Here is a 15008-nt window from a genome sequence, read left to right on the forward strand (position 1 = left end):
TTTTTATGCAAATTTAACGTTTTTTTTAGAACAATGTTCCCTGCACCGAAACATTTCCGGTTTCCGTAGTCGGATTTTCATCCAACATACGCATAAAATCATCTTCACCGATCTGTTTTATACCCAATTTGCTCGCTTTTGCCAGCTTGGCCGGCCCGATATTTTGCCCGGCCAGCAGATAATCTACATTAGCCGATACTCCGCTGAGATTTTTACCCCCGTGACGCTCGATCAATTCTTTCAGCTGGTCACGGGAATGTTTTGCAAAAGTTCCGGAAATGACGAAATTCAATCCGGCCAACCGATCGGTCTCCCCTTCCTGTGCCTGAGCCCTGAACTGCAGGCCATTCGCCCGGAGCCGGTCTATAATGCGCATATTTTCGTCATCGGCAAAATACTCCTGAATACTTTGCGCGATTTTCTCCCCGACCTCCTCGGCATCGATCAACGCTTCGGGTGCTGCATCGATCAAGGTATCTATGTCTTTAAACTGCCGGGCCAGGTTTTTAGCCGTTGTTTCACCGACAAACCGGATTCCGACTGCGAACAGCACCCGGTGAAACGGCACCTGTTTCGAAAGCTCGATATTGCGCAGAATGTTGTCCGCCGACTTTTCCCCCAACCGCGGCAGGCCGACCAAATCTTCCTTGCGAAGTTCATACAGGTCCGCGACATTATGCACCAAGCCGTTATCATAGAGCAACTGAACCGTTTCATCACCAAGTCCTTCGATATCCATCGCCTTGCGCGAAATGAAATGGACGATCCGTCCGACGATTTGCGGTGGGCAATGGCTCTGATTCGGACAGTAATGGCGTGCCTCTCCTTCGTATTTGACCAACTCGGTACCGCATTCGGGACAGCGCGAAATGAATTCGAACGGACGGCTGCCGGCCGGGCGCTCGCTCAGTTCCACCCCCGTAATTTTCGGAATGATCTCGCCTCCTTTCTCCACATAAACCATGTCCTGCAGGCGGATATCGAGCAGGGCGATTTGCTCGGCATTGTGCAGCGAAGCCCGTTTGACGACCGTTCCGGCCAACTGCACGGGATCGAGATTGGCCACCGGCGTGATCGCTCCGGTGCGGCCTACCTGAAAATCGACCGACTGCAAACGGGTCAGCGCCTGCTCGGCTTTAAATTTATAAGCCACTGCCCAACGGGGAGCCTTGGCCGTCGCCCCGAGCCGATTTTGCAGTGCATACTCGTTCACCTTGATGACCACTCCGTCGGTATCATAAGGCAGCGCTTCGCGTGTTTTGTCCCAACGATAGATGAATGCCATCACCTCCTCCAAGTTGCGGCAGAGGGTCATCTGTTCCGACACCTTGAACCCCCACTCCCGGGCTGCCGTCAAGCTCGCGTAATGGGTAGCGAAAGGGAGGTCATCCCCTACCAGCGTATAGAGGAACGCATCCAAATCGCGACTCGCAGTCACAGCCGAACTTTGCTGTTTGAGCGAGCCGGCCGCAGCATTGCGCGGATTGGCGAAAGGCGTTTCGCCGATATCCTCGCGTTCGCGGTTCAACCGTTCGAACGAGCTGTGCGGCATCAGTATCTCACCCCGTATCTCGAACAGGCCGGGATATCCGTTGCCACGGAGTTGCAGGGGAATACTGCGGATCGTACGGGCGTTTTCCGTCACATCGTCCCCCATGAGACCGTCGCCGCGCGTGGCGGCGCGTACCAGTCGTCCATGCTCATAAAGCAGGCTGATCGCCGTACCGTCGTATTTCAATTCGCACACGTATTCCGCCTCACCCACCTCTTTGCGCACGCGCGCATCGAAATCGACCACCTCTTCTTCGGAATAGGTATTGGCAAGCGACAGCATCGGGAAACGGTGCGTTACGCTCTCGAACAGGTTGGCCCGGTCGCTCCCGACCCGGTGGGTCGGTGAATTGGGATCGTCGTATTGGGGGTGAGCTGTTTCCAGTTCCTGTAATTCGCGCATCAACTTATCGTACTCGAAATCGCTCATCAGCGGATCATTGAGTACATAATAGCGGTAATTCAGTTCATTGAGCTGCTGCCGAAGCTGCTCGATCGTCTCTTTCGGTTGCATGGTATTGTGATAGGAGATGTAAAAATAATAAAATTGTCCGTATCCTGATCCTTAAAATAACAGAACCTTGTACCGCCATTCCAACTCAAAAGTAATGCCTCTGTAACTGCCTGAACAGCCGTCCGAGATTGGTTTAAACTATTTTCAAAAAAAAATATAGCGAACTTTTTGTATTACCAAATTTTGCTTATACTTGCAGAAAATTTTCGCAACCCTATGACACAAGATAAGAAACAAAAGAAAAGAGTCGTCGTCAGTTACAAGAATCTTTCTCCCGAATTGCAGGAAGAGATCAAAAAGCAATATCCCAACGGGTATACGGACCGTATGCTGCGCATCGACAAGGGACCGGGAGATTTTTTCTATGCGATTATGCTTGAGACCGAAGATATCAGTTATCTGGTCAAAGTAGACGTCAAAGTGGACGAGCAGGTCGAGGAAGAGGAAGAGAAGGATTACTACAACGACGAGATCAAAGATTCTGACGAACAGCTGATTGAAGATACAGCTGACGACGAAGACGAGTAAACGGCTGGCGTTATGCCGGACACTGTCTTTAGTCGGCAAACGCACAACACAACATCCATTCAATAACACAGCAGAAAAACAAAAGGGCAGCTTTCGGGCTGCCCTTCTCGTGATCGGTTGCGACTGTTACCAGTTCAGGATTTTCTTGAAATCGTATTCCGCCGGATCGGCCACATATTTCTTGGCTGCCTCGTAATCGGCCGGAGTGATGTAATTCAGGATATTTTCAACCACCTGCGTGAATTTATCCGATTTGATATCCACCAGACGGGGCGGAATCTTTCCGGTAGTGGGGTCTTGCAAATCCTTGAGGTAAAGCGGGGAAATCTGTCCTGCCGGGTCGACATACACCATGCAGCCGGTTTTGCCCTCGCTGAAGAGCTTATAGGTCCCCATGCCCAGCATCGAGCAGTAAACCAAGTCGAAAGCCACCGGAGTCTGGCAGCGTACCTCGTAACCGATCTCTACCGGACGAGACTTCACCTTCTGGCCGATCTCCTTGAGCTTCTTCTCAAGCATTTCATTGAAAATATGAGCCTTGGAAACCTTGCCCAATTCGGGATGGCCGTGATCGTCATACGAGAAGTGGATACCCGATTTCTGGATCTCTTCGTCGCTGAGCGAGTGGAAAACGCCCTCTGAAATCATCGCCACTCCGTAATCGATGCCCATGATCTTGCGTTTGACGATTGACGAAACCACCAGGTTCACGATCTTGTCGACGGTGATCGTAGTCTTGTTGAACATCTCCGGGATCACGATCATCGGATAGTGGCACGCAGTACCGATACCGAACGCCAGGTGTCCGGCCGAACGGCCCATAGCCGCCACGACGAACCAGTTTCCGCTGGTCTTGGCATCCGTGGCAACGGTGCGGCCGATAATCGAGCCCATGTCCTTCGCAGACTGGTAGCCGAAGGTCGGCGAACCGGCCGGCAGCGGCAGGTCGTTGTCGATCGTTTTCGGAACATGAATGTTCGCGATCGGGTATTTCTTCTCTTCGAGGAATTTCGCGATCCGGTTGGCCGTAGAGGCGGTATCGTCGCCACCCACGGTCACGAGCAGTTTCACGTTATTTTTGACAAAGAAATCGAGGTTAAAATCCTCTTCGAAATTCTTGTCGGTCGGTTTGAAACGACTCATCGTCAGGTACGAGCCGCCGCGGTTGAAAATATCGTCGGCCAGCAGGAAATCGATGTCAGTCGTTTTAGGATTCTTGTTGAACAGGCCCGAATAACCGCCGTGCAGGCCGATCACGCGAAAGCCTTTCTGCAGAAAAGTTTTGGCAACACTGCCCACTACGGTATTCATTCCGGGAGCGGGACCGCCGCCGGTCAAAATTGCAATTGATTCCATTTCTTCGTAAATTATTATAAGTTTCGGTTAAATGCTTCGTTTTCGGTATTCCGACTTCTTTGTCCGCGGGATTGCACCCGGTCGTCCCTCGCTTTTCAAAGCAACGATGAACAACGAACCCGATCGGTTCATTGCTCATCGCAGTGCTGTTTCAGTTTACAATACATCGATAGCGTTCAGGTTATCGAATGCGACCTTCAGCCGCTCGATGATCGACAATTCACCCTTGCGCAACCAGGCACGCGGATCGTAGTATTTCTTGTTCGGTTTGTCCTCACCCTGCGGATTGCCGAGCTGGCCCTGCAGGTAAGCCTCGTTGGCCTTGTAATAATTCTTCACTCCGTCCCAGAAAGCCCATTGGATATCGGTGTCGAGATTCATCTTCACGACACCGTAGCGAATCGCCTCCTGAATCTTCTCGGGCTCCGACCCCGAACCACCGTGGAAGACAAAATTCACAGGCCGTTCGCCGGTACCCAGCTTTTTCTGGATATATTTTTGCGAAGCGTCGAGAATCTCGGGACTCAGCACCACATTACCCGGTTTGTAAACGCCGTGGACGTTGCCGAACGATGCAGCGATCGTAAAATTCGGGCTGATCTTGCTCAGTTCCTCGTAGGCATAGCAAACATCCTCGGGTTCGGTATATAGTTTCGACGTGTGCACGTGCGTATTGTCCACCCCGTCCTCCTCTCCGCCGGTGATGCCGAGTTCGATTTCGAGCGTCATATCGATCTTGCTCATCCGCTTGAGGTATTTCTTGCAGATTTCGATATTCTCCTTAAGCGGTTCGACCGACAGGTCGATCATGTGCGAACTGAACAACGGTTTGCCGTGTTCCTTGTAATATTTTTCTCCGGCATCGAGCAGGCCGTCGATCCACGGCAGCAGTTTTTTGGCTGCATGGTCTGTATGCATAACGACCGGAACCCCATACATCCCGGCCAGCAAATGAACATGCTGCGCAGCCGAAACGGCGCCTAAGACGGCCGCTTTCTCATTTTCGTTGGAAAGGCCTTTGCCGGCAAAAAAGATCGCTCCGCCGTTAGAGACCTGAATCATCACCGGCGCGTTGAAATCGCGCGCCGCCTCCATCACGGCATTCGTGTTATCGGTACAGGTAACGTTGATCGCAGGAATGGCAAATCCTTTTTGTTTGGCATACGCCAGCAACTTTTGCAACTGGTCGCCGGAGAGTACTCCGGCAGGAAATTTTGCACTCATAATTTTGACAATTAAATCCGTCGTTCGACCGGATTCTCCTGCAGCGGTCTCAAAAATACGATTTATTTTTAATATTTTTAAGAAAAACCGCTTTATTTTCCGCTGCGAAGTTCCGTGAACCGACTTCAGTGCTGCAATTTGCCTGCCATTCCAGCCGCAAGCGCATCGCATGCGGCATACTTGTCGCATGCCGGACGCCCCATGATTTCAGCGGGCTCGGCCACCTGCTCCCAACCGATCTCATCGGCAAAGAGTTTCAGGTTTTTCACGCCGCCGCCGTTCCAGCTATAAGATCCGAACAGTCCCAGATAACGGTTCTTAACGCCTATGTGTACCAACTCGCGGGTCAGCGACTCCATCAACGGGAACATTTGCGTATTGTAGGCGCAACTGCCCAGGACGACCCCCTTGAAGCGCCATATATCATTGATCAGGTAAGAGATATGCGTTTTCGACACATCGTGGACCCGGATTTGTTTCACTCCGGCATCCGCGATTTTATGGGCAATATAGTCGGCCATCTTCGCGGTATTGCCGTACATCGAGGCATACACCACCACGACACCGTCCTCGGCTTCATAGCTGCTCCACCGCTGGTAGAGTTCGATAGCCTTGCCCGGATTGCTGCGCCACACCAAACCGTGCAGCGGGCAGATCGTCCGGATATTTTCACCGGAGAGTTTCGCGAGCGCTTTCTGCACCATATTGCTGTACTTGCCGACGATATTCGAGTAATAGCGGCGCATCTCCGCCTCAAGATGCTCCGAGAAAACCACCTGATCGTCGAATACGCCGCCGTCGAGCGCGCCGAAACTGCCGAAAGCATCGCCGGTAAACAGGATTCCATCGGTCTGGTCGTAGGTCATCATCGTTTCGGGCCAGTGCACCCACGGAGTGAAAATAAATTTCAGCCGATGATGTCCCAAGTCGAGCGTATCGCCATCCTTCACCTCGACCAGGTTAGGCAACTGGCCGAGATACCCACACAACACCTTGAAAGTTTTGATATTACCGACAATCTTCACATCGGGATAGCGCTGCAGCAGATTCTCTATTTCGCCGCTGTGATCGAGCTCCATGTGGTGAATAATCAGGTAATCGAGAGGCCTGTCTCCCAACACCGATCCGATCCAGTCGAGATAACCGCGGTCACTGCCCGCCTCCACCGTATCCATCAGCGCGCACTTTTGGTCACGAATCAAAAAAGAGTTATAAGAGACTCCGCCGGGTAACGGCCAGAGGTTTTCGAAAAGTTGTTTGCGGCGATCATTGACCCCCGTCCAAAAAAGCGTGTCGGTAATCTGTTGATTGCAATACATATCTTTATCGTCTTTATTCTATATTATCCTATTTATGTACATTTACCGGAGCTGCGTAACAAATCGTCGGCCAGAATCGTTTTAATTCCATATGAGAAGTAGCGACATACACCCTTTGTCACTACCTTTGCAAAGGTAGGAATTATTTGGAAAATTCAGCATGAAGCCACTTTTGGTCATTCTCTTTGCCTTGTCGTTGTCCGCCCCGGCATTACATGCCCAGGAGCGGGGTATTTATACGCGCATCACGCAAGAGGTCATCCACGGGGACACCGTCACGGTGGCCGAGCTGATGCCTGTTTTCGTCTTCCCGCGCAAGATCGATACCCGCCGATTCGCCAAGTTGGTCGAAAACCTCAAGAAAGTCTACCCCATTGCCAAAGAGGCCAATCGGTTGCTGCAGGAGATGGAGAAACACATGGGCACGCTCAAGACCAAACGTGAGCAACAACTCTTCACCAAAGCGATGGAGCGCAAACTCAAGGAGCAATACGCGCCGGTACTGCGCCGCATGACCTTCTCACAGGGCAAACTGCTGATCAAACTGATCGACCGTGAGACCGGGCAAACCTCCTATGCGCTGGTCAAGGAGCTCCGCAACGGATTCAGCGCATTCCTCTGGCAGGGAGTGGGCCGGTTGTTCGGCATGAACCTCAAGGACACCTACGACCCCACCGGAGACGATGAATTTATCGAAATCCTGATCCGGCTCTACGAAGCGGGATATCTTTAGACGCGGGTTATTTTTCGGACTACTCTTAAGGGACGCCCGCATCGGTTCACATGACTACTCCCATCCGACCGCATTAAACCGCTCCACTATCCCTGTGAATTTCGGGGCTTCAGATTTCAGGATATCCGGCATTCGCGGCGGCACTCAAATTGCAAAATCGGCGGAATACGATCTGTAAAATCAGTGGAAAAGGTTATACAATCCGGAATGCAGATAAGTACATCCGGGTCTTTCCCATTACCTTTGTCCCTGTAACCGGCAACAGACAAACCAGCTGCATAAGAACCATGAACAAGAACCGACGACGTATGGCTCTATATATTATTACAGGAATTATCATAATAGCGGGTACAGCCGTGATGCTGTTCCTGCGCCAACCGGGTTTCGGCCGGCTGCCCAGCGGAGAACGCCTGGAGCGAATCAAACAGTCGCCCCACTACCACGACGGAGCATTCCGGAATTTGCAACCTACGGAACTGATGACCTCGGAGAAGGGACGTTTGCGGGTCATGTGGGATTTTCTGTTCAACAAACCGGAAGGCATATATCCGGACAATCCGGTTCCCGCGATAAAAACGGATTTGCGGGAATTGCCCGCCAATTCGGACTGGATGGTCTGGTTCGGACATTCGTCCTACCTGCTCCAACTCTCCGGAAAACGTATTCTCGTTGATCCGGTATTTTGCACTGCGGCCCCGGTCTCTTTCATCAACAAGCCGTTCAAGGGAACCGACCTCTACAAGCCGGAAGATATGCCCGGCATCGACCTACTCATCATCACGCACGACCATTGGGACCATCTGGATTATCAAACTGTAAAACGACTGAAAGGACGTATCGGCAAAGTAATTTGCCCTTTGGGAGTCGGAGAGCATTTTGAATCGTGGGGGTTCGGGAAAGAGGATATTACCGAACTGGACTGGCAGGAAAATACCATAACAAGCGAAGGTCTTACCGTCCATTGCCTGCCCGCCCGCCATTTTTCCGGACGGGGAGTGACGTCCAATCAAACGTTGTGGGCCTCCTTCCTGCTGGAAACGCTTTCCGGGAATATTTATCTCGGAGGGGACGGCGGTTACGACAAACATTTCCTGAAAATCGGGGAAGACTATCCCCGGATAGACTTGGCAATACTGGAAAACGGACAATACAGCGAAAACTGGAAACATATCCACACGATGCCCCAGGAACTGGGAAGCGTCGCCAAGGACTTGAAAGCCAAACGGGTCATTACCGTCCACCACTCCAAATACGCGCTTTCCAAACACCCCTGGGACGAGCCGCTAAAAAACGAATCCGAAGCCGCCGCCAGGGATTCTCTGAACCTGATCGTTCCGGTTATTGGACAGGTGATCGAGCTGGATTTCTAAACGTACATACGAGACGGAATCATAAAAGGAGGGCTTTTAGTCCTCCTTTTATGATTCAACGACCTTCTTTTCCCGACCTGCAAGCCATGCCTCGAAATCAAATTGAACCGCCCTCTTATTTACCGCTGAAAAACTTCGGGATACTTATTGATAAAATAGACCGGCGTACAACTCCATGCGTGACAGTAGCTGTTGATCGGGAAAAAACCGTAAGGCGATTTGAAATCGTCTTCCGGATCGTAAACCTCCCAAAACGTATCGGCCCCTTTGTGAACCATACCGCCCCAATAGTCGATCAGCGCGGTACGGGCCTGCTCTTCGAGGCCGCACTGAATCAACGCCTCGATAAAATAGTGATAGGCATACGGAGAGCCGATCCGGCAGGCATCGGGGCTCTCCATGATCGCACTCAGCGCCCGGGCGCCCTCTTTAACCGACAGCGTTCCGGAGAGTACCATCCAAACCTGCGAGAGATAAGACGCCTGTTTGTCCGGTCCGGAAAGCACCAGCCCCGATTTACGGTCGTAATAAGCATTACGGGCGGCCGATTTCATTCGTGCCGTCAGTTTGGGCCAGTCGCTCACCTCTTTCTCCGTTCCGAGCATCCGGGCCAGTTCATAACTCCGGTCGACGGCAAAGGTCATCAGGCCCTGAATCGAAGCGTCACGGTTCAGGTCGCTTTTCCAATCGAAAACCAGCCAACTCGGTTTCAATGCATTGTCGTAAATGCCAGCAGGATCGAGGGCTTCGCGGGCCACTTCCACCTGCCGTTTGACGACAGGCCACAGATCGCGCCCGGTCGCGGTATCCCCGCTGTACTTTACATAGTCTGCCAGCGCCACACCGTAAAGCAGGCTGTAATCCATACAATGGGTTCCCTTACCCTGAATTTTCCATTCGGGCCTCTCGTACACCGTCGCGCTGACCCATCCGGTCGAATCGGCGAGCGACGCCAGCAGGTAGAGGCAACGTTTGGTCAGGTCGTGATTCTTGAACGAATAGGAATTGGCAAGCGCTTCGAGATAGAGGTCGCCGATCCAAAGGCGCAAATCCCGTTTCGGCCCGTCTTCATAAACGGTCTGCATACATTCGCCCAGCGTGGCAAGCCCGACAGCATTGATGCGACGAATCATTTCGGGCGTACCGGCGGCGAGCTCCATCGGAGTTCCGGACGCAGACGAAACGGCACGTACACGCATTCCGGTGAAATCGAATTGAAAGCTGCCCGACACACCCAGCAATTCGATTTTGACATAGCGGAAAGCCATGCGCCGGTCGATCGGCACGGTAATGTGTTCCGGACAAGTCATCACCGTCACGATCTCGTCCTGCAGCCACCCCCGGCTCAATCCTCCGGGATACGGATCGAACGGAGTGGTGAGTTCGGCAGGCACCTCGCCGAAAGTGAACCGGAAACGGGTCGGGGCGTCCGACCAACCGTCGGTATGCAGCGAAAAAGAGAAATACCCCGTGACATGCCGGCCGAAATCGACGATTACCGACGGAGTACCCCGTTTGTAGGTCATGTCATAAAACTGCTGCATATCTCCGGCAGGTTCCATCCGCCACCCCTGAAAGGCCGACGAATCGCGCACCGGACGGACGAGCCCCACGGGTTCAACGACCGTCTGCTGCAACACGGGTTGAACCTCTTGCGCAATACAGAACCACCGGGCACGCTCCGGACCGAATGCGATAGACGTATCTTGTGCCGAAACGGCATACGCCAGCAAAGAGAATAAACAAAAACAGGCGAAAGCACGATAAAGTCGCGTCATAACAGTATGGTGTGTTTCGGATTATGCACTAACGAGTATAGCTCCTCGTCCGGACACCGGCAGGAAAACGCGCAAAACGCCTGCACGACGATTAATAACCGATAGAACGGATGAACTCCAGCGCCTCGGAACTGAGCGGATCGTTACGGTCGAACCAGACATTCTCTTTGACCAGCTGCTCCCGCGCCAGGTTGATTTTTTGCGTGATCGGAAATTCGGGCCGGGGCAATTTGTCGTACTCATTCCGCTCCGAAGGCCGGAAAATGCGGTTGAAAACCTGCTCTTTCGACGGGCGGCGCTTACCCTCCCACACAAAACCGGGTAACGTCAACGGCTGGCTATCCGGAATTTTGTCCATCGGATAGATCGAGTAGACCGGCTTGCCCCGCCAAACGATTTCGTCGACAGCCTGATCTTTGAAATAAAACGATATGTCGGCGCACTCCACGGTCATGAAACCGGAAATGTAGTTTCCCGTACTATCCTCCTCCACCATAAAATAGTAGGTCTGTCCATTCCCGTTTACATCCGTGCGGTAAATGGCCCCATCGCGGAAGAATGACTCGATTACCTTGCCTTTGATCTGGTTGTAATGCGACGTATCGACCTCTTGGCTCATAATCGGCTCACCGGTAAAAACGGCACGGTCGATCTTCTGGTTGAGCGTATAGATATCGACCACTTTCGAGGTTACCTGATTGTTATCGTTCCATAACACCGGATCGACATACATATGCAGTGTGGAATCGAGCGAAAAACCGGTCATTGAATCGCATACCGCCTGAAAATCGTCCCGGAAAATCCGAACGTTGTGATAAGCGAACATCTTACGCACGAGCGAATCCTGTTCGCCCCCCACGCTATCAGCCGGAGCGGGCAACAGTGTATCCGCCTCTTGTTGCGCCAGCTTCGCAAGCGAATCCCGCTGTGCCTGCAGCAATTGAGCATGCGCAAGCGAGTCGGCGCGTGCGGCGGAATCGGCCTCAGCCCCAACCCGAGCTCCCTTACGCCGGGACTCTCGCAACAACAGTCTCTCCTGCCGGGCTTTTTCTTTGGCCCGGCGCTGCTCATCCTTGGCTTTTCGCTCCAGTTCTTTGGCTTCACGCCTCTTTTCAGCGGCAAGCCGTTTCTGCTCTTTTTCCGACAAAACGGGTCCGGCCACCTCTTCCTCCGTCACCGCCTTTTCGGCCGCTTCAACATCCTCCGGTGACATCGGCGTCTCTGCAGGGGCAACCGGTTGCGGTTCACCTTCCGGAGACTGCGAAGCTGTGCCCGCCGTCGTTTCCCCTCCGTCGGCAGGTGTAAACTCATCGGATGCTGCCGATTCGAGAGCAGCCAAAGAGTCGCGCCGCAGGGAGTCCCTCAGCAATGAATCCCGGTTATAGGTAAAGACAAACATCGAATCGGCCCGCATATACAGCGTATCCCGTTTGCTGCTGTCGCTTTCCTGGAACGAGGCCACGACCGGATCGCGGGTCAGCAGCGCTTTGCGTTCCTTGCCCCAATACTGGATCAGGTCACCGAAAGCCACTGCCTGCTGTTCGTCGTCGGCCACCTGCACGTTATTCACCAGCAGAGCGTCCTGCACGTTTTGTTTGTAAAGGATCGTATCTGCCCAAACCTCGCGGGTTTTGGTCAGGATATAGGACTGGTCGGTAAACGTATAGAGATCCGCCTTGCGGTCATAGGAACCCTTCAGCGCGGTCAGGAATTCGTCATCCTTGTTCCAGATGTAGGAGCGGGTGTAGAATCGTGCGATCTCACTGTCTAAATTGTAGCTGACCGAATCCGATTTAAGCTGGTAATCGGGATTTTTCATCTCCACGTCGTGCACCCCGATCAATTCACGGTTATCGGCATAATAATACCCGTCTCGCGATTCCAGCCGGTTCTCCTTTTGCAACATGGTCCCGCCGCCGGTATAATGGCCGATATTGTCGAGCGTATTGAACGAAAAGTTATAAGTGTACAGCGTCGCATCCTTGTCCACGATCTTGACCAAGGGGGAAAAGACACGGGCCGTATTGAAATTCCCGTTATACTCGGCCCTGTCGCCGTAGATGAAGGTACTGTCCTTGTTGATAATGACATTGTTGTAACAATCCATCATCCGGTCGTTAAAACGAATCGCGCTGTCGCAGGTAATCACCGCTCCGTTGTGATAGAATACGACATGTCCCACCAGGCTGAGCGCCGACGAGTCGGCTATTTTCACCGGCCGCATGACATCGGCCGAAAAGTCGACCACTTTGGGAGCCGGTTCGGCTGCCAAAGCGACACCTGCGACGCCGGTTCCGCAGCACAACGTCCAACAAAGGAGATTCAGGAAACGCTTCACGATCGGAACAGGTTAAAACTATTTGAGCAGATAAGGCCTTTCGAACTGACAGCTACGAAATTCGGAATCTACCCGGATAAACATGCCGGCCACTTTGTTTTTGAGCCACGTTTCAAAATCGGCATCCTGCTTCTTCTTCAACGCAATCTCCTCGATTTTCAGGAAATCCTCCGAGAGGCTCGCCGTATGCGTGGGAATAATCTCGTCGAGACGTACGATTTTACCGAGGATATTACCCCGCATATCCTGCGACGCGAATGCATCCGAAATATCGCCAGGTTTCATATCTTTGAGCGCGTTATACACCTCCGGCGTCTGGCTCAGTTCCTCTTTCAGGAATTTGGTCGTAGCCGCGCGCGCATCGCCCTGATTCATCGCTTCGAGCAGTTCGATATTGGTCGCTACGCCGCCGTTGCGGTTGGAATACTTGTCTTCGGAATATTTCGCCACCGCATCGGCAAACGTCAATTTACCGGCCAAAATCTCTTGTTTGAGGCTGTCGAGCGTCGTAAAAGCCGCTTTGATTTCTGAATCGGTGAACTGCGGCTTAAGCAGGATATGACGGCAGTGATAGAGGTTTCCCACCTGGTCGAGCAGCAGGATCAGGTGGTATCCGAATTCGGTTTCCACCACCTCTGAAATTTGACCCGGTTTAAGCTTGGCCAATGCGTCGGCAAACGGTTGCACGAAACTCTCCTTGGGCATCGGGTCCATCTCTCCTCCGCGGATGGCCGAGCCCGGATCTTCGGAATACATGCGGGCAAGCACCTCGAACTTCGTTCCGTTCATGATGCGCTCGCGCAGCTCCAGCATACGCTCGCGGGTGCGGAACTTGGCGTCCTCGGTGGACGGCGGATAGCGCACGATTTGGGAATAAACGTACTGCTCGGGAATAATCGGCAGCGAATCTTTCGGCAGGTGCTTGAAGAAACGCTCTACCTCCCCCGAGGTAACTGAAGATTTGCTGCGGATCTCCTGCCGCATGCGACCGGCATAGCGCATCTCTTCATAACGCTCCTGAAGGTCGCTGCGGATATCGAAAATCGGTTTGTGGTAATACAATTCGACGGCCGCCTGGGACCCTTTCTCCGCAATCTCCTGCGAGAGCGTGTTTTCGACCATAATAGCGATATCGCCCGTATCGATATTGAGCGAATCTATCTGCGCCTGGTTATAGAGAATTTTCTGCTCGATCAGCGTCTCGAGCGCTTCGCACAACGGATCGCGGTCCGACGTATACCCCTGTTGGCGGCGCTGCTCGATCAGGCTTTTGCTCGTCTGCACCAGATCCGAATAGAGGATCATCGAATTGCCGACTACAGCGGCGACTTTGTCGGCCATCACCTGAGACTGTGCGGCAGCGCTGCCTGCAACCAGGCACAACAGGGCCGGAAGGGCGGAAAGCAAAAGTCCGGGTTTCATAGTAAAGCGTTTAATTGACATTGACAACGATTTTTTTCTCGGTAACGGCCTGCCGGTAAAGGCTGTCTTCATGGGCCTTGATAATATCCTGCTTGCGCTGGTTGAAAATCACACGCCGGATCACATCCGATACGCTTTCGACAGGGGCATAATCCCCCACCCCGCGATGGTCTGTAACCCGGACGTAATAAGTATAACCTTGATCCTTGAATTCAAATATTTTCCCTTCGTTGAGCAAGTAACCGTAATCGGTGTTTTTCTTGGTCGGCAACAGCGACAAGAGCACGGGAAATTCCGTCCAGTTATTGACCTCGATCAGTTCGAAGCCGTTTTTCGTACAAATATCGACAAAATCCTGATAGGCGTCATTCCCTGACGAAAGCATCACCTCCTTGAGTTTCGCGATTTGCCGGTAGCTGTCCGGCACCTTTACGACACGCGCTTTGAGTAAGTTCTTGTCCAGAATGAAATCGGGTTTATGCTCGAGATAATAGTCGGCAATCTGTTTATCGGTAAAGAGCGTATCCATCCGCTTGTCGACATAATACTGATCTACTTTATGGGTCATCAGCGAATTACGGTACTCTTCCACCATGCGGTCGATATCCTCCTGGCTGCTGCGGAACATCTCCTCGGCCTCCTGTATTTTCAACTGCTTCTTCACCCACTGATCGACATAGGATTTTTGGATTTTGATACTGTCCTCAGCCGTCATGTCCGGTGTGAAAATCGGGGCGATATCGTGCAGGTAGAGTTTCTCCCCGCCTACTTCGGCCAGTACTTTCTGATTGGCAAACGGATTGGGAAAGCGTTTACACGAGACGAAGCCCGCGACAACGGCCAGCGAAAATATCAAAAAGAGTCGATTCATAGGC

At 52.5% G+C, this 15008-nt stretch carries 11 protein-coding genes; 3 read left to right on the forward strand and 8 right to left on the reverse strand.

Translation table 11 applies throughout. The features are described 5' to 3' along the window. Window positions 1-25 precede the first annotated feature (25 nt). Window positions 26-2065 carry an NAD-dependent DNA ligase LigA gene (gene ligA / locus NQ495_RS02230; RefSeq protein WP_009134604.1) on the reverse strand — a complete coding sequence of 680 codons (2040 nt, stop codon included), beginning with the start codon at window positions 2063-2065 and terminating at the stop codon, window positions 26-28. Window positions 2066-2281: 216 nt separating this feature from the next. Here ligA and NQ495_RS02235 point away from each other — a divergent pair, with 216 nt between their 5' ends. Then, window positions 2282-2593 carry a hypothetical protein gene (locus NQ495_RS02235; RefSeq protein WP_040294579.1) on the forward strand — a complete coding sequence of 104 codons (312 nt, stop codon included), beginning with the start codon at window positions 2282-2284 and terminating at the stop codon, window positions 2591-2593. Window positions 2594-2719: 126 nt separating this feature from the next. Here the strand turns inward: NQ495_RS02235 and NQ495_RS02240 are convergent, their stop codons facing one another. From NQ495_RS02240 to NQ495_RS02250, 3 genes are all read right to left on the reverse strand, one after another. Next, the gene (locus tag NQ495_RS02240; RefSeq protein ID WP_009134602.1) at window positions 2720-3949 is read right to left on the reverse strand and encodes a 6-phosphofructokinase; all 1230 of its coding nucleotides are present in this window, start codon (window positions 3947-3949) and stop codon (window positions 2720-2722) included. A gap of 156 nt (window positions 3950-4105) precedes the next feature. Beyond that, entirely contained in the window at window positions 4106-5173 is a 1068-nt protein-coding gene (gene fbaA / locus NQ495_RS02245) for a class II fructose-bisphosphate aldolase (RefSeq protein ID WP_009134601.1), read from the reverse strand. Window positions 5174-5298: 125 nt separating this feature from the next. Further along, entirely contained in the window at window positions 5299-6492 is a 1194-nt protein-coding gene (locus NQ495_RS02250; protein WP_009134600.1) for an FprA family A-type flavoprotein, read from the reverse strand. A gap of 160 nt (window positions 6493-6652) precedes the next feature. On the opposite strand from NQ495_RS02250, the gene NQ495_RS02255 reads away from it, so the two are divergent. Both NQ495_RS02255 and NQ495_RS02260 read left to right on the forward strand, forming a co-directional pair. Beyond that, window positions 6653-7225, forward strand: a complete 573-nt coding sequence (locus NQ495_RS02255; RefSeq protein ID WP_009134599.1) for a DUF4294 domain-containing protein — start codon at window positions 6653-6655, stop codon at window positions 7223-7225. Between the two features lie 308 nt (window positions 7226-7533). Further along, complete coding sequence (locus NQ495_RS02260) at window positions 7534-8595, forward strand: MBL fold metallo-hydrolase (protein WP_009134598.1); 1062 nt, start codon at window positions 7534-7536, stop codon at window positions 8593-8595. A 119-nt stretch (window positions 8596-8714) separates the two neighbouring features. Here NQ495_RS02260 and NQ495_RS02265 read toward each other — a convergent pair whose 3' ends face one another. The 4 genes from NQ495_RS02265 to NQ495_RS02280 all read right to left on the reverse strand — a co-directional run bounded on the left by NQ495_RS02265 (window position 8715) and on the right by NQ495_RS02280 (window position 15004). Next, window positions 8715-10373, reverse strand: coding sequence for an alpha-L-rhamnosidase-related protein (locus NQ495_RS02265; protein WP_009134597.1), 1659 nt, complete (start codon window positions 10371-10373; stop codon window positions 8715-8717). 91 nt (window positions 10374-10464) lie between these two features. Continuing rightward, complete coding sequence (locus NQ495_RS02270; RefSeq protein WP_009134596.1) at window positions 10465-12711, reverse strand: OstA-like protein; 2247 nt, start codon at window positions 12709-12711, stop codon at window positions 10465-10467. A gap of 18 nt (window positions 12712-12729) precedes the next feature. After that, window positions 12730-14133, reverse strand: coding sequence for a peptidylprolyl isomerase (locus NQ495_RS02275; RefSeq protein ID WP_009134595.1), 1404 nt, complete (start codon window positions 14131-14133; stop codon window positions 12730-12732). 10 nt (window positions 14134-14143) lie between these two features. Then, window positions 14144-15004, reverse strand: a complete 861-nt coding sequence (locus tag NQ495_RS02280; RefSeq protein WP_040294578.1) for a hypothetical protein — start codon at window positions 15002-15004, stop codon at window positions 14144-14146. Between the last annotated feature and the right edge of the window lie 4 nt (window positions 15005-15008).

The organism is Alistipes indistinctus YIT 12060, from assembly GCF_025144995.1.
Lineage (GTDB): Bacteria > Bacteroidota > Bacteroidia > Bacteroidales > Rikenellaceae > Alistipes_A > Alistipes_A indistinctus.